The sequence below is a fragment of the Pseudomonas sp. KB_15 genome (assembly GCF_052114525.1).
Classification (GTDB): Bacteria; Pseudomonadota; Gammaproteobacteria; order Pseudomonadales; family Pseudomonadaceae; genus Aquipseudomonas.
This window is the reverse complement of the sequence record NZ_JBFREX010000003.1, coordinates 394,967-414,311: the sequence shown is the minus strand read 5'-3', so window position 1 is coordinate 414,311 and position 19,345 is coordinate 394,967. Positions and strand designations below refer to the sequence as shown.

General features: G+C 60.4%; 22 protein-coding genes and 1 other RNA gene. 12 read left to right on the top strand and 11 right to left on the bottom strand.

Features of this window, described 5'->3' with window-relative positions; translation table 11 throughout:
* Window positions 1-112 precede the first annotated feature (112 nt).
* The 5 genes from ppx to AB4Z35_RS06075 all read right to left on the bottom strand — a co-directional run bounded on the left by ppx (window position 113) and on the right by AB4Z35_RS06075 (window position 4,705).
* Complete coding sequence (ppx, locus tag AB4Z35_RS06095) at window positions 113-1,615, bottom strand: exopolyphosphatase (protein ID WP_442096347.1); 1,503 nt, start codon at window positions 1,613-1,615, stop codon at window positions 113-115.
* 242 nt (window positions 1,616-1,857) lie between these two features.
* A complete protein-coding gene (locus tag AB4Z35_RS06090; protein ID WP_442096346.1) occupies window positions 1,858-2,595 on the bottom strand; it encodes an amino acid ABC transporter ATP-binding protein in 738 nt (245 codons plus the stop codon).
* Window positions 2,582-3,232, bottom strand: coding sequence for an amino acid ABC transporter permease (locus tag AB4Z35_RS06085; protein WP_108229731.1), 651 nt, complete (start codon window positions 3,230-3,232; stop codon window positions 2,582-2,584). The genes AB4Z35_RS06090 and AB4Z35_RS06085 overlap by 14 nt, the downstream gene beginning before the upstream one ends.
* Entirely contained in the window at window positions 3,229-3,897 is a 669-nt protein-coding gene (locus AB4Z35_RS06080; protein ID WP_007998942.1) for an amino acid ABC transporter permease, read from the bottom strand. The genes AB4Z35_RS06085 and AB4Z35_RS06080 overlap by 4 nt, the downstream gene beginning before the upstream one ends.
* Before the next feature lie 22 nt (window positions 3,898-3,919).
* Window positions 3,920-4,705 (bottom strand): transporter substrate-binding domain-containing protein, encoded by a 786-nt coding sequence (locus AB4Z35_RS06075; RefSeq protein WP_442096345.1) that lies wholly within the window; start codon window positions 4,703-4,705, stop codon window positions 3,920-3,922.
* Between the two features lie 256 nt (window positions 4,706-4,961).
* Between AB4Z35_RS06075 and AB4Z35_RS06070 the strand changes: the two genes are divergently transcribed.
* The 7 genes from AB4Z35_RS06070 to AB4Z35_RS06040 all read left to right on the top strand — a co-directional run bounded on the left by AB4Z35_RS06070 (window position 4,962) and on the right by AB4Z35_RS06040 (window position 12,060).
* Window positions 4,962-5,669 (top strand): FadR/GntR family transcriptional regulator, encoded by a 708-nt coding sequence (locus tag AB4Z35_RS06070; protein WP_442096344.1) that lies wholly within the window; start codon window positions 4,962-4,964, stop codon window positions 5,667-5,669.
* A gap of 120 nt (window positions 5,670-5,789) precedes the next feature.
* Entirely contained in the window at window positions 5,790-6,119 is a 330-nt protein-coding gene (trxA, locus tag AB4Z35_RS06065; protein ID WP_003206727.1) for a thioredoxin TrxA, read from the top strand.
* 247 nt (window positions 6,120-6,366) lie between these two features.
* A complete protein-coding gene (gene rho / locus AB4Z35_RS06060; RefSeq protein ID WP_003206716.1) occupies window positions 6,367-7,626 on the top strand; it encodes a transcription termination factor Rho in 1,260 nt (419 codons plus the stop codon).
* 141 nt (window positions 7,627-7,767) lie between these two features.
* On the top strand, window positions 7,768-9,234 hold the full coding sequence (ubiD, locus tag AB4Z35_RS06055; RefSeq protein WP_007998936.1) for a 4-hydroxy-3-polyprenylbenzoate decarboxylase: 1,467 nt from the start codon (window positions 7,768-7,770) through the stop codon (window positions 9,232-9,234).
* On the top strand, window positions 9,234-10,202 hold the full coding sequence (locus tag AB4Z35_RS06050; protein ID WP_442096343.1) for a CDP-6-deoxy-delta-3,4-glucoseen reductase: 969 nt from the start codon (window positions 9,234-9,236) through the stop codon (window positions 10,200-10,202). The genes ubiD and AB4Z35_RS06050 overlap by 1 nt, the downstream gene beginning before the upstream one ends.
* 343 nt (window positions 10,203-10,545) lie before the next feature.
* Window positions 10,546-11,211, top strand: a complete 666-nt coding sequence (locus tag AB4Z35_RS06045; RefSeq protein WP_008004717.1) for a gamma-glutamylcyclotransferase — start codon at window positions 10,546-10,548, stop codon at window positions 11,209-11,211.
* A gap of 240 nt (window positions 11,212-11,451) precedes the next feature.
* On the top strand, window positions 11,452-12,060 hold the full coding sequence (locus tag AB4Z35_RS06040) for an energy transducer TonB (protein ID WP_442096342.1): 609 nt from the start codon (window positions 11,452-11,454) through the stop codon (window positions 12,058-12,060).
* A 61-nt stretch (window positions 12,061-12,121) separates the two neighbouring features.
* On the opposite strand, the gene AB4Z35_RS06035 is transcribed toward AB4Z35_RS06040, so the two are convergent.
* Window positions 12,122-13,099: an NADPH:quinone oxidoreductase family protein gene (locus AB4Z35_RS06035; RefSeq protein ID WP_086792362.1), complete on the bottom strand. Its 978-nt coding sequence runs from the start codon at window positions 13,097-13,099 to the stop codon at window positions 12,122-12,124.
* 150 nt (window positions 13,100-13,249) lie between these two features.
* Here AB4Z35_RS06035 and AB4Z35_RS06030 point away from each other — a divergent pair, with 150 nt between their 5' ends.
* A complete protein-coding gene (locus AB4Z35_RS06030) occupies window positions 13,250-13,657 on the top strand; it encodes a flagellar basal body-associated protein FliL (protein ID WP_108229723.1) in 408 nt (135 codons plus the stop codon).
* Window positions 13,658-13,781: 124 nt separating this feature from the next.
* On the opposite strand, the gene AB4Z35_RS06025 is transcribed toward AB4Z35_RS06030, so the two are convergent.
* Window positions 13,782-14,234, bottom strand: coding sequence for an EVE domain-containing protein (locus tag AB4Z35_RS06025; protein ID WP_442096341.1), 453 nt, complete (start codon window positions 14,232-14,234; stop codon window positions 13,782-13,784).
* 195 nt (window positions 14,235-14,429) lie between these two features.
* Here AB4Z35_RS06025 and AB4Z35_RS06020 point away from each other — a divergent pair, with 195 nt between their 5' ends.
* The gene (locus AB4Z35_RS06020) at window positions 14,430-14,585 is read left to right on the top strand and encodes a hypothetical protein (RefSeq protein WP_007982896.1); all 156 of its coding nucleotides are present in this window, start codon (window positions 14,430-14,432) and stop codon (window positions 14,583-14,585) included.
* A gap of 35 nt (window positions 14,586-14,620) precedes the next feature.
* Here AB4Z35_RS06020 and AB4Z35_RS06015 read toward each other — a convergent pair whose 3' ends face one another.
* From AB4Z35_RS06015 to AB4Z35_RS06000, 4 genes are all read right to left on the bottom strand, one after another.
* Complete coding sequence (locus AB4Z35_RS06015) at window positions 14,621-15,226, bottom strand: 5-formyltetrahydrofolate cyclo-ligase (RefSeq protein ID WP_008004722.1); 606 nt, start codon at window positions 15,224-15,226, stop codon at window positions 14,621-14,623.
* 86 nt (window positions 15,227-15,312) lie between these two features.
* Window positions 15,313-15,491, bottom strand: a non-coding RNA gene (gene ssrS / locus AB4Z35_RS06010) — 6S RNA.
* Window positions 15,492-15,521: 30 nt separating this feature from the next.
* Window positions 15,522-15,839: a cell division protein ZapA gene (locus AB4Z35_RS06005; protein ID WP_007982900.1), complete on the bottom strand. Its 318-nt coding sequence runs from the start codon at window positions 15,837-15,839 to the stop codon at window positions 15,522-15,524.
* Entirely contained in the window at window positions 15,836-16,045 is a 210-nt protein-coding gene (locus AB4Z35_RS06000) for a TIGR02449 family protein (protein ID WP_007982902.1), read from the bottom strand. The genes AB4Z35_RS06005 and AB4Z35_RS06000 overlap by 4 nt, the downstream gene beginning before the upstream one ends.
* Window positions 16,046-16,239: 194 nt before the next feature.
* On the opposite strand from AB4Z35_RS06000, the gene AB4Z35_RS05995 reads away from it, so the two are divergent.
* Genes AB4Z35_RS05995 through ubiH form a run of 3 tightly spaced genes read left to right on the top strand, consistent with a single transcriptional unit; the run spans window position 16,240 to window position 19,344 of the window.
* Window positions 16,240-16,797: a YecA/YgfB family protein gene (locus AB4Z35_RS05995; RefSeq protein WP_008004723.1), complete on the top strand. Its 558-nt coding sequence runs from the start codon at window positions 16,240-16,242 to the stop codon at window positions 16,795-16,797.
* A gap of 28 nt (window positions 16,798-16,825) precedes the next feature.
* Entirely contained in the window at window positions 16,826-18,160 is a 1,335-nt protein-coding gene (gene pepP, locus AB4Z35_RS05990; protein WP_442096340.1) for a Xaa-Pro aminopeptidase, read from the top strand.
* Complete coding sequence (gene ubiH, locus AB4Z35_RS05985) at window positions 18,157-19,344, top strand: 2-octaprenyl-6-methoxyphenyl hydroxylase (RefSeq protein WP_008004725.1); 1,188 nt, start codon at window positions 18,157-18,159, stop codon at window positions 19,342-19,344. Before pepP ends, ubiH begins: the two co-directional genes overlap by 4 nt.
* The last annotated feature ends 1 nt before the right edge of the window (window position 19,345 follow it).

Below are 19,345 nucleotides of genomic sequence, written 5' to 3'. Positions count from 1 at the left end.
ACTTCGTTGCCTGACACGCCGTCATCGCGAGCAAGCTCGCTCCCACAGGGGGTAACATCGACTGCTGTATCGTAGATAAAAAAAGGCCTTCCGAAGAAGGCCTTTTTCAATTTCAGCGCACGCTCAGTACGACATCGACCCGGGTCAGCCACTCCGCTTCGATGGCGAAGTCGGCCTGGGTCAGCTGGTTTTCGTCCAGCCAGTTTTCCGGGAACACCACTTCCAGGCTGTTGCCATAGGCGTTCAGTTCCACCTGTGGCATTTGCTGGGTACCGCGAATGTGGTGGAACAGGATCGCGAAGCGCAGCAACACGCACAGGCGAATCAGCTTGGTGCCGTCCTCGCCGAACTCGGCGAACTTGTCCTTGGGAATGTTGCGTCGGTGGCCGCGTACCAGAAGCGCGAGCATCAACTGGTCTTCGCGGGAGAACCCGGCGAGGTCCGAGTGCTCGATCAGGTAGGCACCGTGCTTGTGGTACTGGTAGTGAGCGATGTCCAGGCCCACTTCATGGACCTTGGCCGCCCAGCCGAGCAGTTCGCGCCAGACGCCGTCTTCCAGATCCCAGTCCTCGGCCACCTGATCGAACGCATGCAGCGCCTTGCGCTCGACCCGTACCGCCTGCTCCTGATCGACGTGGTAGCGCCCCATCAGCGAAGTGAGGGTGCGTTCACGCACGTCTTCGTGATGATGGCGGCCCAGCAAGTCATAGAGCACGCCTTCGCGCAGGGCGCCTTCGCAGTGATCCATGCGTTGCAGTTCGAGGGAGTCGAAGATCGCTTCGAGAATCGCCAGGCCGGCCGGGAAAATCGCCCGGCGATCCGGCTTGATACCTTCGAAATCGATTTTCTCGACGTCACCCATCTTGATCAGTTTGCGCTTGAGCCAGGCCAGCCCCTCGGCATTGACCTCGCCCGAGCCTTGACCGCCGGCCTTCAGCGCCAGGCCGATGGCACGGATGGTACCCGAGGAGCCGATGGCTTCATCCCAGGTCAGGCGGTGCAGGGCGTGCTCGATGCTCATGATCTCCAGCCGCGCCGCGGTGTACGCCTGGGCGTAACGGGCCGGGGTGATCTTGCCGTCCTTGAAATAACGCTGGGTGTAGCTGACGCAGCCCATTTGCAGGCTTTCGCGCAGCAACGGTTCGAAGCGCTGGCCGATGATGAACTCGGTACTGCCACCGCCAATGTCGGCCACCAGGCGTTTGCCCGGGGTGTCGGCGAGGGTGTGGGACACGCCGAGGTAGATCAGGCGTGCTTCTTCACGGCCGGAGATGACTTCAACCGGATGGCCGAGGATTTCTTCGGCGCGGATGATGAATTCGGCACGGTTGCGGGCTTCGCGCAGGGCGTTGGTGCCGACGATGCGCACGGCGCCGGTGGGCATACCGCTGATCAGCTGGGCGAAGCGCTTGAGGCAATCGAGCCCGCGCTGCATGGATTCTTCGCTGAGGTGGCGCTCTTCGTCGATGCCCGCGGCCAGCTGAACCTTCTCCCCGAGACGCTCGAGAATACGGATTTCGCCGTTCTGGGCCTTGGCCACGACCATGTGAAAGCTGTTGGAGCCCAGGTCGATTGCGGCGATCAGGGACAGATTCTTGGCTTGGGATTGCGGCATGGTCAGGGGATCTCGGTCGATAACCTCGACATCGTGCCACGATCAAAGGCTGCCGCCAACGCGTAGGAGCTGCCGAAGGCTGCGATCTTTCACCATGGGGCTCTAGTGGTGCGGCCACTGGCCTCTTCGCGGGCAAGCCCGCTCCCACAGGTTTTTGCAGCGAATACGCAATCGTATTCCAGCAGAGGACCCTGTGGGAGCGGGCTTGCCCGCGAAGACGGCGTCAATAGCACCGCAGATCTTCAGCCCGCCGCTTCGACCGTGCCGATGAAATTCGCCAGCTCCGCCGTCTGCGGATTGGCGAACAACACCTTCGGATCGCCTGTTTCATGCACCTTGCCCTGGTGCATGAACACCAGTTTGTCCCCAACCTCCCGGGCGAAGCGCATTTCGTGGGTGACCATGATCAGCGTCATGCCTTCCCTGGCCAGTTGCCGGACCACGCTCAGCACTTCGTTGACCAGTTCCGGGTCCAGCGCCGAGGTGATTTCGTCGCATAGCAAAACCTTTGGCGACATCGCCAGTGCCCGGGCAATCGCTACCCGCTGTTGCTGCCCGCCGGACAGCCGATCAGGGAAGGCATCGAACTTTTCCCCCAGCCCGACCCTCTCCAGCATCTGCCGCGCCAGTTCGGTGGCCTTGGCTTTCGGTACTTTCTGCACCACTTGCGGCGCGAGCATGACGTTCTCGCCGACGGTCAGGTGCGGGAACAGATTGAACTGCTGGAACACCATCCCGACTTTCTGCCGCAGGCTGCGCAGATCGGCGCGGGCGGCGTCGAGGTACTCGCCGTCGACTTCGATCACGCCGTCGTTGATCGACTCCAGGCCGTTGAGCGTGCGCAGCAGGGTGGACTTGCCCGAGCCGCTGCGACCGATGATCGCCACCACCTGGCCTTCCTCGATGCTCAGGTCGATGCCTTTGAGCACATGGTGATCGCCGTAGTATTTATGCAGGGCGGAAATTCTAAGCAGAGGCATGCAGTCTCCTTTCCAGGTATCGCGCACTGAGCGACAAGGGGTAGCAGAGCAGGAAGTAGCCGAGGGCGACGAGGCCGTAGACCATGAAAGGTTCGAAGGTGGCGTTGGCGAGCATGCCGCCGGTCTTGGTCAGCTCGGTGAAGCCGATGATCGAGGTGACGGCGGTGCCTTTGACCACTTGCACCGAGAAGCCCACAGTCGGCGCCACGGCGATGCGCAATGCCTGTGGCAGGATCACATGGCGCAACTGTTCCAGCGGGCTCAACGCCAGGCTCGATGAGGCCTCCCACTGGCCGCTGGGAATCGAATCGACGCAACCGCGCCAGATCTCCGCCAGATACGCACTGGTGAACAACGTCAGTGCAATCGCCGCCGCCATCCACGGCGAAATCTCTATCCCGGCCAGCGCCACGCCGAAAAACACCAGGAACAGCTGCATCAATAGTGGCGTGCCCTGAAACAGTTCGATGTAGGTACGGGCGAAACTGCGCGGCAGGGATTTATCCGAGATGCGCATGACCATGATCAGCAAGCCAATCAGTCCGCCGCCAACGAACGCCACCAGCGACAGCGCCAGCGTCCATTGCAGGCCCGTGAGCAGGTTGCGCACGATGTCCCAGAAGGTGAAGTCGCTCATCGGCTGCTCCTTGCAATGAAACGGTGGCCGATCCAGTTCAGTAACTGACGGATCAGCAGTGCCATGCACAGATACAGCAGCGTGGTCAGGGCGTAGGTTTCAAAGGCGCGGAAGTTACGCGATTGAATGAAGTTGGCGGCGAAGCTCAGCTCCTCGGTGGCGATCTGCGAACACACCGCTGAACCGAGCATGACGATGATGATCTGGCTGCTCAGGGCCGGCCAGACTTTGCCCAGTGCCGGCAGCAGCACCACATGGCGGAATGCTTCGAGGCGCGTCATCGCCAGTGCCGCCGCGGCTTCCAGTTGACCCCGGGGGATCGCCTGGATGCCGGCGCGGATGATCTCGGTGGAATAGGCGCCGAGGTTGATGACCATCGCCAGCACCGCCGCCTGCCATTCGGAAATCTGCACGCCCAGAGACGGCAAACCGAAGAAGATGAAAAACAACTGCACCAGGAATGGTGTGTTGCGGATCAACTCGACATAAACCGCGAAAATCCCCGCGAAAGGCCGGATGTTCCACGCCCGCACCAGCGCCCCGACGATGCCCAGCCCCACGCCGAGCACAGCGCCGATGGCGGTCAGCTCAAGGGTGAACAACGCACCGCGCAGCAACAGATCGGTGTTGTTCACCACGGGCAGGAAATCGAACTGATAAGCCATAAAACGTCTCCAGCGCGCCGTATCAGAGATCGGCCGGCAACGGTTCTTTCAACCAGGTCAGGGCGTTCTTTTCCAGCGCACCGTCGCTCTTGGCGGTCACGAGGATCTGGTTGACCTTGTCCAGCAGCGCCGGCTCGTTCTTGTTAACGCCGACGTAGACCGGCGAATCCTTGAGCTTCACTTTCAGCGCCGGTACGCGTTTCGGGTTCTTCTCGCTGATGGCGACCATCACCACGTTGCCGCTGGCGATCAGGTCGACTTGCCCGGCCAGGTACGCGGCGATGGTCGAGTTGTTGTCTTCGAAACGCTTGATGGTCACGTCTTCAGGGGCGACCTTGGTCAGCTCGATGTCTTCGATGGCGCCGCGGGTGACGCTGATGGTTTTGCCCTTGAGACCGTCCAGACCTTTGATGTCGGCGTCTGGCGGACCGAACACGGCGAGGTAGAACGGCGCGTAGGCGCGGGAGAAGTCGATGACTTTTTCGCGCTCCGGGTTCTTGCCGAGGCTGGAGATCACCAGGTCGACCTTGCCGGTGGTGAGGAACGGGATGCGGTTGGTGCTGTTGACCGGCGTCAGTTCGAGTTTGACCTTGAGCTGGTCAGCCAGCAGTTTGGCGGTGTCGATATCGAGGCCGCGGGGTTTCATGTCCGGGCCGACCGAGCCGAAGGGCGGGAAGTCCTGGGGTACGGCCACCTTGAGGACGCCGCGCTTGACCACATCCTCCAGGCCGTCAGCGTAGGCGGGTGCCTGGCTCAGCATCAGACTGGCAAACAGTGCAGCGAGGAGGGCGCGGTAACGCTGGGTCATGGCAAATCTCCGAATCGGCAAGAAGTGATTTCTGCGGATCGACTGAGCATGGGCCATGCCAACTTAGGGTTATGGGGGCGCCAGAGCGCGGTTTTGCTGGTGTCGAACGGTCTTACTGGTCTGAACAGTCAGGTTGCAATTCGCACCCCGATAGCGCAGCCAGGTAAATCACCGAACCCCCATGGGGCACGACTTGCCGGGCGTCGCGAATAGCTTTACAACTGAGCGCACATTGGCCTGGTTCGTCTGGAAAACCATGAACTCGATCTCCCGCGCGGTACCTGAAGTGGCGCTGCAAGCCATCCGCAAACTGATTACCGAACAGGGCTTCGGGCCGGGGGATGCCTTGCCCTCGCAACGGGACCTGGCAGTGCAATTGGGGGTCAGCCGGGCTTCCTTGCGCGAGGCGTTGTCGTCCCTGAGTGCGCTGGGCGTCATCAGCATCCAGCCGGGCAAAGGCGTGTTCGTGCAGGCGCCGGTGGAACTGCCGCGAGGCGATGCGCCGCTGAACTGGCCGTTCGCGGCGCAGGCTTCGCCGCTGGACATCTTCCAGTTGCGCTATGCGCTGGAGGGCTTTGCGGCGGGGGCGGCGGCGGTGAATCTGGGCAGCGCCGACCTCGATGCGCTGGAGGAAAACGTCGCCGCCATGCGTGAGCACTTGCGTGCCGGCGATTTCGACGCAGCGTCGCGGCTGGATTTCGAGTTTCATCGGCGCATCCTGCTTGCCTGTGGCAATCAGGCGATGTTGAGCATCCTCACCGCCAGCGCCGATATCTTTCTTGAGAGCCAGAAGTTACCGTTCATCCGGGCCGAGCGGGCCATGGAAACCTGGCAGGAACACCGCAAAATCCTCCGGGCGCTGGCGCGGGGGGCAGCTGGCGCCGCGCAAAAGGCCATGCAAGAGCACGTACGCAATGCGGCGTTGCGCACCGGAATCGCGTTCGTGGTTCCCGTCACTTCATGACGTGAGCTATACCCAAACTCATGAATCACCATAGCGAGACTCAATCATCTGCACCTTCCTGAACGAGGGAAGGGCAGCTATGATGGGCCACGTTTTTTTGCTTACAACCTGGAGAATTCCATGAGCAGCGATCTTATCAAACACGTTAGCGACGCTAGCTTCGAGGCCGACGTACTCAAGGCCGAAGGCGCTGTATTGGTCGACTACTGGGCTGAATGGTGCGGCCCTTGCAAAATGATCGCTCCGGTTCTGGACGAAATTGCCGAGACTTACAAAGGCAAGCTGACCGTTGCCAAGCTGAACATCGACGAAAACCAGGAAACCCCGGCCAAGCACGGCGTGCGTGGTATCCCGACTTTGATGCTGTTCAAGAACGGCAACGTTGAAGCGACCAAGGTCGGCGCGCTGTCGAAGTCGCAACTGGCTGCTTTCCTCGACGCCAACATCTAAGCGTCGCTGCAAAGTGTCTTGAAAAAGCCTCGCAAATAGCGGGGCTTTTTGCGTATTCAGGGCTAGACGCTCCTAAACTCAGGTGGTACATTCGGCCCCGCACTGGTTTCTCCATTGCCCCCTGCTAGCCGTCGCCGACGCACTCCTTTTCGAATAAGTACGCGATCCTGTCGCCTTCTCAGCGGCGCGGCCTCATTAAGCCAAAAGCTTAATTTCCCCCCTCCATAAATGATTACGTCATTCCTATATGAATCTGACTGAACTCAAGCAAAAGCCGATTACCGAACTGCTCGAATTGGCCGAACAGATGGGCATAGAAAATATGGCCCGTTCGCGCAAGCAGGACGTGATTTTCTCCCTGCTCAAGAAGCACGCGAAAAGCGGTGAGGAAATCTCCGGTGATGGCGTGCTGGAGATTCTCCAGGACGGCTTCGGCTTCCTGCGCTCCGCTGACGCTTCCTATCTCGCAGGCCCGGACGATATCTACGTCTCGCCGAGCCAGATCCGTCGTTTCAACTTGCGCACCGGTGACACCATCGTTGGCAAGATCCGCCCTCCAAAGGAAGGCGAGCGATATTTCGCACTGCTCAAGGTCGACACGATCAACTTCGACCGTCCGGAAAACGCGAAAAACAAGATTCTCTTCGAGAACCTGACCCCGCTGTTCCCGACCGTGCGCATGAAGATGGAAGCCGGCAACGGTTCCACCGAAGACCTGACCGGTCGTGTCATCGACCTGTGCGCCCCGATCGGCAAAGGCCAGCGCGGTCTGATCGTTGCACCGCCGAAAGCGGGCAAGACGATCATGCTGCAGAACATTGCCGCGAACATCGCGCGAAACAACCCTGAAGTTCATCTGATCGTGCTGCTGATCGACGAACGTCCGGAAGAAGTAACCGAAATGCAGCGCACCGTGCGCGGCGAAGTGGTTGCCTCGACGTTCGACGAACCGCCAACCCGCCACGTGCAGGTTGCCGAAATGGTGATCGAGAAGGCCAAGCGCCTGGTCGAACACAAGAAGGACGTGGTGATCCTGCTCGACTCCATCACCCGTCTGGCCCGTGCCTACAACACCGTGATCCCGAGCTCCGGCAAGGTATTGACCGGTGGTGTCGATGCCCACGCCCTGGAGAAACCGAAGCGTTTCTTCGGCGCCGCGCGGAACATCGAAGAAGGCGGCTCGCTGACCATCATCGCCACCGCGCTGGTTGAAACCGGCTCGAAGATGGACGAAGTGATCTACGAGGAATTCAAAGGCACCGGCAACATGGAACTGCCGCTGGATCGCCGTATCGCTGAAAAGCGCGTCTTCCCGGCCATCAACATCAACCGTTCCGGCACCCGCCGCGAAGAGTTGCTGACCGCCGACGACGAGCTGCAGCGCATGTGGATTCTGCGCAAGCTGCTGCACCCGATGGATGAAGTCGCTGCCATCGAGTTCCTGGTCGACAAGCTGAAAACGACCAAGACCAACGATGAGTTCTTCCTGTCGATGAAGCGCAAGTAAGTCGAACGGGCAAAGAGAGCCGGGGAAACCCGGCTTTTTGCTATCTGATTTTTGATCAAACGCCAGTTCGTGGTTCTGAACGGAGGGCTTCGGCGCTAAACTGCCAGCCCCCGAACGCCACGGCCAAAACGAGGCTCACGCATGCAGTATCGCGACTTGCGCGACTTTATCAGCGGCCTGGAACAGCGCGGTGAACTCAAGCGCATCCAGGTTCCGGTGTCCCCAGTGCTGGAAATGACCGAGGTTTGCGATCGCACCTTGCGCGCCAAAGGCCCGGCCCTGCTTTTCGAAAAGCCCACCGGCTATGACATTCCCGTGCTTGGCAACCTGTTCGGCACCCCCGAGCGTGTGGCGTTGGGCATGGGCGCCGAAGCGGTCAGCGAGCTGCGTGAAATCGGCAAGTTGCTGGCGTTCCTCAAGGAACCCGAGCCGCCAAAGGGTCTGAAAGACGCCTGGTCCAAGCTGCCGATCTTCCGCAAGATCATCTCGATGGCTCCCAAGGTCGTCAAAGACGCGATCTGCCAGGAAGTGGTCATCGAAGGCGACGACGTCGACCTGGCCATGTTGCCGGTGCAGACCTGCTGGCCTGGCGATGTCGGTCCGCTGATCACCTGGGGCCTGACCGTCACCAAGGGCCCGAACAAGGATCGCCAGAACCTCGGCATCTATCGTCAGCAAGTGATCGGCCGCAACAAGGTCATCATGCGCTGGCTGAGCCACCGTGGCGGTGCGCTGGATTTCCGCGAGTGGTGCGAAAAACATCCCGGCCAACCGTTCCCGGTATCGGTCGCGTTGGGCGCTGACCCGGCGACCATCCTCGGTGCCGTGACCCCGGTGCCCGACAGCCTTTCCGAATACGCCTTCGCCGGCCTGCTGCGCGGTAACCGCACTGAGCTGGTGAAGTGCCGCGGCAACGACCTGCAAGTGCCGGCCACCGCCGAAATCATCCTCGAAGGCGTGATCCATCCGGGCGAGATGGCCGATGAAGGCCCGTACGGCGACCACACCGGTTACTACAACGAAGTCGACAGCTTCCCGGTATTCACCGTCGAGCGCATAACCCACCGGATCAAACCGATCTACCACAGCACCTACACCGGCCGTCCGCCAGATGAGCCGGCGATCCTCGGCGTGGCGTTGAACGAAGTGTTCGTGCCGATCCTGCAGAAGCAGTTCCCGGAGATCACCGATTTCTACCTGCCGCCCGAAGGTTGCTCGTACCGCATGGCCATCGTGACCATGAAGAAGTCGTACCCGGGCCACGCCAAGCGGGTAATGCTGGGTGTCTGGTCGTTTTTGCGACAGTTCATGTACACCAAGTTCGTTATCGTCACCGACGACGATATCAACGCCCGGGACTGGAACGACGTGATCTGGGCCATCACCACGCGCATGGACCCCAAGCGCGACACGGTGATGATCGACAACACGCCGATCGATTACCTGGACTTCGCCTCGCCGGTGTCCGGCCTGGGGTCGAAAATGGGCCTCGATGCCACGCATAAATGGCCGGGCGAAACCACCCGCGAGTGGGGCCGGGTCATCGTCAAGGACGATGCCGTGACCCAGCGGATCGATGCCATCTGGAATCAATTAGGAATAGATTGATGCGTGTAACCTTGCAGCCCTCCGGAGCAGTGCTTGAGATATTGCCCGGCGAGCGGATTCTCGATGGCGCGCGACGACTGGGCTACGAATGCCCGCAAAGTTGCCGCAACGGCAATTGCCACGTGTGCGCGGCGCTGCTGGTGGAAGGGCGGGTCGAGCAGGCCGGCAATGTGCGTGATCATGGCGAGTTCTACACTTGCATAGCGGAGCCGCTGGAAGACTGCATCGTGCTGTGGGATGGCGTGCTCGCCTTGGGAGAACTGCCGGTGCGCAGCGTGTCGTGTCAGGTCATTGAGTGCAAGGACGTGGGCGGCGACACCTGGCGCGTGCGTCTGCGGGCTCCGGCCGGCAAGCCGCCGCGCTACCACGCCGGTCAGTACCTGATGATCGAGCGGGAGAACGGCGAAAAGTCCGCCTTCTCCCTGGCCTCGGCGCCGCATGCGGGGCGCGACCTGGAAATCCACGTACTGGCGCGCGAATCCAGTGCGCTGAGCCTGATCGAACAGCTCCAGCGCAACAGCATGGTGCGGGTCGAGTTGCCATTTGGCGATACCCACCTGGAGGAGTTGCCGGACGGTCCTCTCGTGCTGATCGCCGCCGGCACCGGCATGGGCCAGATCCACGGCCTGATCGAACATTGCCGGGCCTCGGGTTTCAAGCATCCGGTGCATTTGTATTGGGGAGTGCGTCGTCCTGAAGACTTTTACCAGGTCGAACATTGGGACGAATGGCTGAAGTTGCCCAACCTGTTCCTGCACAAGGTCGTCAGCGATCAATGTGGCTGGCAGGGGCGGTGCGGCATGTTGCATGAAGCGGTCTGTGAAGATTTCCCTGATCTCAAGCCGCTTCACGTTTATGCCAGTGGTTCTCCGGCCATGGTCTACGGCACGCTGGATGCGCTGGTGGAAGCGGGGATGGACGCCCATCAGATGCGCGCCGACGTTTTCGCCTACGCACCGCGCTCTTGAGCCCAGATCCTGATCCTGTCCCCTCCCGTAGGAGCGAGCCTGCTCGCGATGGTCGTTAACGATTACGCGGGAAGTCAGGCTGCCCGCAGCGTTCTTGAGTCCATCGTCGGAACGCCGCCCGGAGCAAGCTCGCTCCTACAGGGTTATAGGTTTATAACCCGCTATATAGCCTATCGGTATTTATAAAAACATATAAATGCCGGTAGGTTATATTCCATTCAGGCAATTAATTAACAACAGTGCCATGGCATTTAAATTGCCTTAAAACTTATGTGCCTTATTGTTACAGCGGTGCGTTCTATTAAGTAATTCTTCACTCGCGGGGAGCTGAACGCTATTCGCCATGAGCGCCATCGAATCTGCTTTTTTGAACCTGGCTTACCCTCCGCGGCTCGATCTGGGGCCGCAGCTCACCCACGAACAATTGCTCTGCTCGATGCAGTCGACCATGGCACGCCACAAGGGCGGGCCGGTGTGGTTGTTTGCCTACGGGTCGCTGATCTGGCGGCCTGAATGCACGGCGGTTGAACGGGTTCGTGGCCGGGTGCATGGCTACCATCGCGGGTTGTACCTGTGGTCCCACGAACATCGCGGCACGCCGGAAATGCCCGGCCTGGTGTTTGGCCTGGATCGCGGTGGCTCTTGCAGCGGTTTTGCCTATCGCCTGCCCGAAGAGCAACTCGAAGCCTCGCTGTACGCACTTTGGCAGCGCGAGATGCCATTCCCTTCCTACCGCCCGCACTGGCTCAACTGCCGTCTCGAAGATGGCAGCCAGGTACAGGCCTTGGGCTTTGTGCTGGAGCGACATCTGCCCAGCTATGCCGGCAACTTGCCGGACCATGTGCTGAGCCACGTGTTCGAAAACGCCTGCGGGCGCTACGGCACCACCCGCGATTATGTCGAGCAGACCGCGCATGCCCTGCGCAGCCACGCCATGCCAGACCGCAATCTGGAGGCGCGGCTCAAGCGCTGTAAATCAAAGTCTGCCCAGGCGAATGCCGCGCCCTGACGGTGTGACCTGTTCCTATTGCTCGCCCACGCTGAAATGTCTGTCAGTTTGAATTCAGGTGGGCTGTAGGACGCGTTACCCATTTCTGATTTGAAGTGCTTGCACTGCCGGAAATAGCGCGGGGTTTTGGGAAATGTCCTTCGGCTAAACCGGAAGTCATGACGTTCTGTCGGAAGGCCCCGGGCCTTAACCTTTGTGCTGTTGCCAAGTCTGGCGTTGCGGTCGTAAAGGGAGAGAGGAATGCGCTGGTTAGTGGGTTGGCTTTTGCTGGTGCTGTCGTTGGATATCAGGGCTGGGGAGTTTTTTCTGATACCGGAGTACAACCCCAAGCCGATATACCCTATTGGGCTTCAGCGTGCCGGAATATTCGGTGATGTGCGGGTCAAGTTCACTGTTCGTGCAGACGGTTCGGTTGGCCATGTGAATGTTCTTGCAAGCGATCACCCGGATTTGTCGCAGGCAACCAGAATTGCCATAGAGCAATGGCGATTCAAGCCATGGAAAGTCGAGAAGGGGAAGCCGGCTGAACAGGATGTTGTTGCGCCGATGTTTTTTCGGTTTGATGCCCCGGTTGATGTAAATCTGTGGCTGAAAGAGCTGGAGTGTCGCGTGGTCAATGAGGCGCTCGTCCTTACACCGGAGTCCAGTTGGATCGACTCCGCAGCGTTTCTTTACACCCGGGCTTACCTGTCAGGTGCATTCTTCCAGCGTCAAATCTCGACGGAAAAGCGCCTGGCGTTGATCGCCAAACTCAATCACCTGGTTCCAAGCATTGCGCGGCAATGCCTGGATAACCCGGCTGGTAAATATGTGAGCTATTTGCCGGAAGATCTTCGCCAGTTGCTTTAATCCGTGTGCCAATGAAAAGCGATCCGAACGACTTTTTCGACGTTCAGATCGCTGCCTCGGCTCAGCGAACCTGCACAACAACCTTCCCGACGGCCTTGCGCTGACCAAGATCATTGATTGCTTGCGCTGCATTGCTCAATGGATACACCTGCGACACCAGCGGCTTCAGCTTGCCTTCAGCGAACCAGCCAAACAATTGCTGGAAGTTCGCGGCGTTGTCCTGGGGCTGGCGTTGGGCGAAGGAGCCCCAGAATACGCCGAGCACCGCCGCACCTTTGAGCAGCGCCAGGTTCACCGGCAGTTCGGGGATGCGACCGCTGGCAAAGCCGACTACCAGCAGGCGGCCGTTCCAGGCAATGGCGCGAATGGCCTGGTCGAACAGGTCGCCGCCCACCGGGTCGTAGATCACGTCGGCGCCCTGGCCGTCGGTCAGGCGTTTGATTTCGTCTTTGAGGCTGGTTTCGCTGTAGTTGATCAGTTCATCGGCACCGGCGGCCTTGGCCACGGCGAGTTTCTCTGCGCTGCTGGCCGCGGCGATGACCCGGGCGCCCATGGCCTTGCCGATTTCCACCGCGGCCAGGCCGACACCTCCAGAGGCGCCGAGGACCAGCAGGGTTTCACCCGGTTGCAGGTTGCCGCGCTGCTTGAGGGCGTGCATCGAGGTGCCGTAGGTCATGCTGAAGGCAGCGGCAGTGTTGAAATCCATGGACGGCGGGATCGGCAACACGTTGTAGCCCGGCACGGCGACCTGCTCGGCAAAGCTGCCCCAACCGGTCAGGGCCATGACCCGGTCACCGACTTTCAAGTGGCTGACTTTTTCCCCCACTGCGCTGACCACGCCGGCCGCTTCGCCACCCGGAGAAAACGGGAAGGGCGGCTTGAACTGGTATTTGCCCTCGATGATCAGCGTGTCGGGGAAGTTGACCCCGGCGGCGTGCACCTCCAGCAGGATTTCATTCTTCTTCGCGACAGGACTGGCGACGTCTTCCAGCACCAGCGATTCGGCAGGGCCGAAGGCTTTGCACAGCACGGCTTTCATCAGGGCTATTCCTTTGGGAGTGATGGCCGATAAGTGTAGGTGTGTGGGTCGATGGGTCAACGAGCATGCCCGGCCCTGATAGTCAGCCATAAGCTTGTGCTTGTATGGCGGGTCGTTATGCTAGGCCGCAAACCGGATAAGGAGCGAATTGTGAAAGCGTGGATCATGTTGTTGCTGGCCCTGTCTCTGCCTGTGGCAGCGGTGGCCGAAGAAGCCAAAGAAAATGCAGCTCCGAAGATCAGCTACATCACCCTGAGCCCGCCGTTCGTGGGTAACTACGGGCTGGACGGCACGCCGAAACTCAAAGTCTACAAGGCCGATGTGGCGTTGCGGGTGACCGGTGACGAAGCTGCCAAGGCGGTGAAGGCCAATGAGCCGTTGATTCGCAATCAACTGGTCGCACTGTTCGCCCAGCAGACCACCGAGACGATGAACAACGTCGAGGCCAAGGAAAAGCTGCGTCAGGAAGCGTTGAAGCAGACCCAGCAGGTGATGAACGATGAAACCGGTAAGCCGGTGGTTGAGGATTTGTTGTTCAACAATTTGATCATTCAGTAAGGTTTTCGCTGCTCTTGCCGGCCTCATCGCGAGCAGGCTCGCTCCTACAGGAGGTCTTCAGTGTATGCAGATCTACTGTAGGAGCGAGCCTGCTCGCGATGCGTCAGTCCAGGCGATAAATCACTCAAGGCTTTAAGGCGATCACCGTCGCCCACTGCTCCGGCGTCACCGGCATCACCGAAAGCCGCGAGCCTTTCTGCACCAGTGGCATCTCGGCCAGTGCAGTCTGCTGCTTCAGGTAATCCAGCTTCAGCACCCGGGCAAACGTCTCGACATGCGCGACATCGATCGCACTCCAGGCGTTTTTGTCCGGGGTGGCCTTCGGATCAAAATAATGGCTCTGCGGCTCCAGTGCCGTCGGGTCCGGATACGCGGCTTCGACAATCTTGCCGACTCCGGCGATGCCCGGCTCAGGGCAGCTTGAATGATAGAAAAAGAACTCATCCCCCACTGCCATGGCCCGCAGGAAATTGCGTGCCTGATAGTTGCGAACCCCGTCCCAGCGCGCTTTGCCGAGTTTTTCCAGCCCCTTGATCGAGAGCTCGTCGGGCTCGGATTTCATCAGCCAATAGGCCATGTCTTTTGCTCCTTGCGTGGTGATTGAGCGGCTTGTCGGCGATTTTATGACAAACCGACAGTCGGTTGACGTCAGCATTTGCGCAGCGGTTCACGTTGTCGCAAAATGCCGGCCTTTAAAGCTTGACGCTGCTGCACGGCCTACAAACGGAAACCGCTGCTGTCATCGTGTTGATGTGCCTTTGGGGGGCAATCGATGAAACGCAAACCGGATTTACTATGGATTCTGGTCATTTTGTTTGGCCTTGGCGTCGTGACCACTGGCTATGCCCAAAGCCTGTGGGCCAACAAGACCGATGCGCCGGTCGAGCTCGCTCAATTGCAGCAACAGTCGACCGCCTTCAAGCGCTGATCCTGTTGCCTCGGCGCTGCTGATCGAAGTGGCGCCTAGCCTGCGTAATACCAGGCCTTGTCCGTCACAGTTCCTTGCAGCGGCACATCCCAGCTCGCCTGAGCCAATCGCTCCACTTTCTGACATTCATGGGCCAGCCCCAACAGCGTCGGCTTGCGCCAGTCGTTTCGTCGCGCCAGGTAGGCCAGGCTCCGATCGTAGAAGCCACCGCCCATCCCCAGGCGTCCGCCAACATCGTCAAAACCCACCAAGGGCAATAACACCAGGTCCAGCGCCCAGATCTTGCGTTGCCGGGCGAGGTTGGCCCGTGGTTCGAGAATGCGGAAGCGGTTGGGTTTGAGTTTTTCCCCGGGGCGGATGCGCTGGAACACCATTTTGGTTCGCGGCCAGGCACTCAGCACCGGTAGATAGGTGGCCTTGCCCCGGCGTTGCGCGGCACGCAGCAACAGGCGCGGATCGATTTCACCGTCGGTCGGCAAGTAGAGCGAGATGTGTCTGGCGCGGCGGAACAGCGGTTGCTGGGCCAATTGCCTGTACAGCCCGCGAGCGGCCTGGCGCTGCTGACTCGGTGTCAGTGCGCGGCGGGCCTTGCGCAGCATGCGTCGAAGTTGCGGGCGGGGGAGCAGCGCAGGTTCGGTCATGTATTCGGGCTTCAGCAATGCGGATACGTGAAGCGTACCCGTAAAAACGCCAATGCCGGTATCAAAACCGGCATTGGACTGGAATCAGGCTCCCCGAATGTGCCGCTGTCGACTTAGCCCTTGAACCCGAAAGTTCAAGGTGGAAGATGCAGTAGGCTTTAAGGCTTTCCGTCTAGCGGACATGCACACCAGCCCAACGTGCAACCTCCAGGGTATAGCAAATCGGCTCAGGGACATCGCCAACTGGCAAGCACCCCAGGGAGTGAGGGGATTATACCGCAAGCGGCGGCGCGAATCAGCCTTTGGTGACGTCCGGATCGGTGGCGAGCGCCAGATCGACGCGATCGAGCAGGTCACGCACCTGTTCGCGGGTCGATCCGCTGGCCTGGATATCCGGGCGTTCTTCCTTGTGCAGCAGGTCGTGAGTGATATTCAGCGCGGCCATCACGGCGATACGATCGGCGCCGATGACTTTGCCGCTGCTGCGGATCTCGCGCATCTTGCCGTCCAGATAACGGGCGGCGCTGACCAGGTTGCTGCGCTCTTCCTGGGGGCAGATGATCGAATACTCTTTGTCGAGGATCTGCACGGTGACGCTATTGCTTGAACTCATGAGTCTTGCTCCAGGGCCTTGAGGCGCGAAATCATCGATTCGACCTTACGCCGGGCGATTTCGTTTTTTTCAATGAGGTGCGCGCGTTCCTCGCGCCAGGTCTTTTCCTGAGCTAGTAAGAGTCCGTTTTGACTCTTAAGTTGCTCGACTCGGGTAATCAGCAGTTCGAGTCTGGCCATCAGCGCTTGCAGATCGGTGTCTTCCATTGTGTTCACTGTCTGATGGGGGGCGGACTGTAGGAGCGAGCTTGCTCGTGATGAACCCGGGAACGCCACGGAGTGTCAGGGACCCAGCGTTATCGTTGGCGACCATCGCGAGCGTGCTCGCTCCTACAGGGGTAGTCGATGTAGGATACAAGGCCTTCATTCTAGACATAGCGCCGTCTGGCGCCTAGCTGCCCATGACCATTCAGAATTCCCCGTACCAAGCCTTCGCCACCCTGCTGACTTCCAGCGGTCACAACGTTTCGCCTGCCGAACTGCACGGCCTGCTGCTCGGCCGCAGCTGCGCCGGCGCCGGTTTCGATGCCGAAGGCTGGCTGATCGATGCCGCCGAACTGCTCGAAAGCGAGCCTCAGGACAACGTTCGCAGTGCCCTGATCGGCTTGCAAGAGATGGTCAAGGGCGAGCTCACCGGCGATGACGTGACAGTCGTTCTGCTGCTGCCGACCGACGACGCTCCGCTCACCGAGCGTGCGGTTGCGCTGGGCCAGTGGTGCCAGGGCTTCCTTAGCGGTTTCGGCCTGAATTGCCGCGATAGCAGTACCCTGAGCACCGAGGCCACCGAAGTGCTGCAGGACCTGGCGGCCATTTCCCAGGTGCAAGACGCGCTGGAAGAGTCCGAAGACGGCGAAACCGACTATATGGAAGTCATGGAGTACTTGCGCGTCGCACCGCTGTTGCTGTTCTCCGAGACCAAAAAAGACGTACCGGCCGCCGCCAAACCGTCGCTGCACTAAATCGTTTGCCAGGGAACGCCATCTGCCCATGATCCACATCCCGAAATCGGAATACAGCCGTCGCCGCAAGGCCCTGATGGCGCAGATGGAACCCAACAGCATCGCCATCCTGCCCGCCGCCGCGGTGGCCATCCGCAACCGCGACGTCGAGCACGTTTACCGTCAGGACAGCGACTTCCAGTACCTCAGCGGTTTTCCCGAGCCCCAGGCCGTACTGGTGTTGATGCCGGGCCGCGTGCATGGTGAATACATTCTGTTCTGCCGCGAGCGCAACGCCGAGCGCGAGCTGTGGGATGGCCTGCGTGCCGGGCAGGAAGGCGCGGTCCGCGACTTCGGCGCCGACGACGCCTTTCCGATCACCGATATCGACGACATCCTGCCGGGCCTGATCGAAGGCCGTGACCGGGTGTATTCGGCCATGGGCAGCAACCCCGAATTTGACCGCCACCTGATGGAATGGATCAACATGATCCGCTCCAAGGCCAACCTGGGTGCCCAGCCGCCGAACGAATTCGTTGCCCTGGATCATCTGCTGCACGACATGCGCCTGTATAAATCGGCGGCAGAAGTGAAAGTGATGCGCGAGGCGGCGCGGATTTCCGCCCAGGCGCACGTGCGGGCGATGCAGGCCTGTCGCGCCGGGTTGCATGAATTCAGCCTGGAAGCCGAGCTCGATTACGAATTCCGCAAGGGCGGGGCGAAGATGCCGGCCTACGGGTCGATCGTCGCGGCGGGGCGCAACAGCTGCATCCTGCACTACCAGCAGAATGATGCGGTGCTCAAGGACGGTGATCTGGTGCTGATCGACGCCGGTTGCGAGATCGACTGTTACGCCAGCGACATCACCCGGACCTTTCCGGTCAGCGGCAAGTATTCCGCCGAACAGAAAGCGATTTACGAATTGGTGCTGGCTTCCCAGGAAGCGGCGTTCGCCGAGATCGGGCCGAACAAACACTGGAATCAGGCGCACGAAGCGACGGTCAGGGTCATTACCGCCGGGCTGGTCAAGCTGGGGCTGCTCCAGGGTGACATAGACGAACTGATCGCCAGTGAAGCCTACAAGGCGTTTTACATGCACCGTGCCGGTCACTGGCTGGGCATGGATGTGCATGACGTCGGCGAATACAAGGTCGGCGGCGAGTGGCGCGTGCTGGAGGTCGGCATGGCGCTGACCGTGGAGCCGGGGATCTATATCGCCCCGGACAACCTCAACGTGGCGAAGAAATGGCGCGGCATTGGCGTGCGCATCGAGGACGATGTTGTGGTTACCAAAACCGGCTGTGAAATATTGACGGGCGGCGTGCCGAAAACCGTCGCCGAGATCGAGGCCTTGATGGCGCAAGCACGGACACAAGCGGCATGACTCGAGTCAATCTGGCAATCATCGGTGGCGGGCTGGTCGGTGCGAGCCTGGCGCTGGCCTTGCAGGCCGGGGCCAAGGCCCGAGGCTGGAAGATCGTGTTGATCGAGCCGTTCGCCCCTGGCGACACCTGGCAACCGAGTTACGATGCCCGTTCTTCGGCGTTGTCCTTTGGCTCGCGGCAGATTTATCAACGGTTGGGCATCTGGCAGGAAGTCTCCCGCCGCGCCGAGCCGATCAAGCAGATTCATGTTTCCGACCGTGGGCGCTTCTCCACCGCCCGATTGTCGGCGATGGAAGAGGGTGTTCCAGCGCTGGGTTATGTCGTTGAAAACGCCTGGCTCGGCCAGTGCCTGTGGCAAGGCCTGGACAAGGATGTGATCAGTTGGCGCTGCCCGGCGGAAGTCACCCGCATGGAGCCGCTGACCGATGGCTATCGCCTGACCCTCAATGACGAAACCACTCTGGAATGCGACCTCGCGGTACTCGCCGATGGCGGTCGTTCCGGCCTGCGCGAGCAACTGGGGATCGGCATCCGCAAGCGTCCGTACAACCAGAGCGCGCTGATCGCCAACATCACCCCAAGTGAATCTCACAACGGCATGGCCTTCGAACGTTTCACCGACGAAGGCCCGATGGCGTTGCTGCCGCTGCCGGAGAACCGTTGCGCACTGGTCTGGACCCGCCTGGGCATGGACGCGCAACGCCTGGCGGCCCTTGATGAGCGCAGCTTCCTCAGCGAGTTGCAGGGTGTGTTCGGTTATCGCCTCGGCTCATTGAAACAGGTGGGTGCGCGGCATCTGTATCCGCTGACGCTGGTCGAGGCCGAAGAACAGGTACGTCCGCATCTGGCGGTCCTCGGCAACGCTGCACACAGCCTGCATCCAATTGCGGGCCAGGGGTTCAACCTGTCTCTGCGCGATGCCCAGGCCCTGGCCGATGCCTTGCTCGCCAGCGAAAAGCCCTTGGGCGACTTCGCCACGTTGCAAGCCTATCGCGAACACCAGCGTCTCGATCAGAACCTCACCGTGGGCTTCTCCGATCAGGTCACGCGCCTGTTCGGCAGTACCCAACCGCTGGTGTCCCTGGGGCGCAACATCGGCTTGCTTGGCCTCGATCTGTTGCCACCGGCCAAACGCTGGTTTGCCCGGCAGGCGATGGGGCTGGGTACCCGTCCAGATGTGTAAC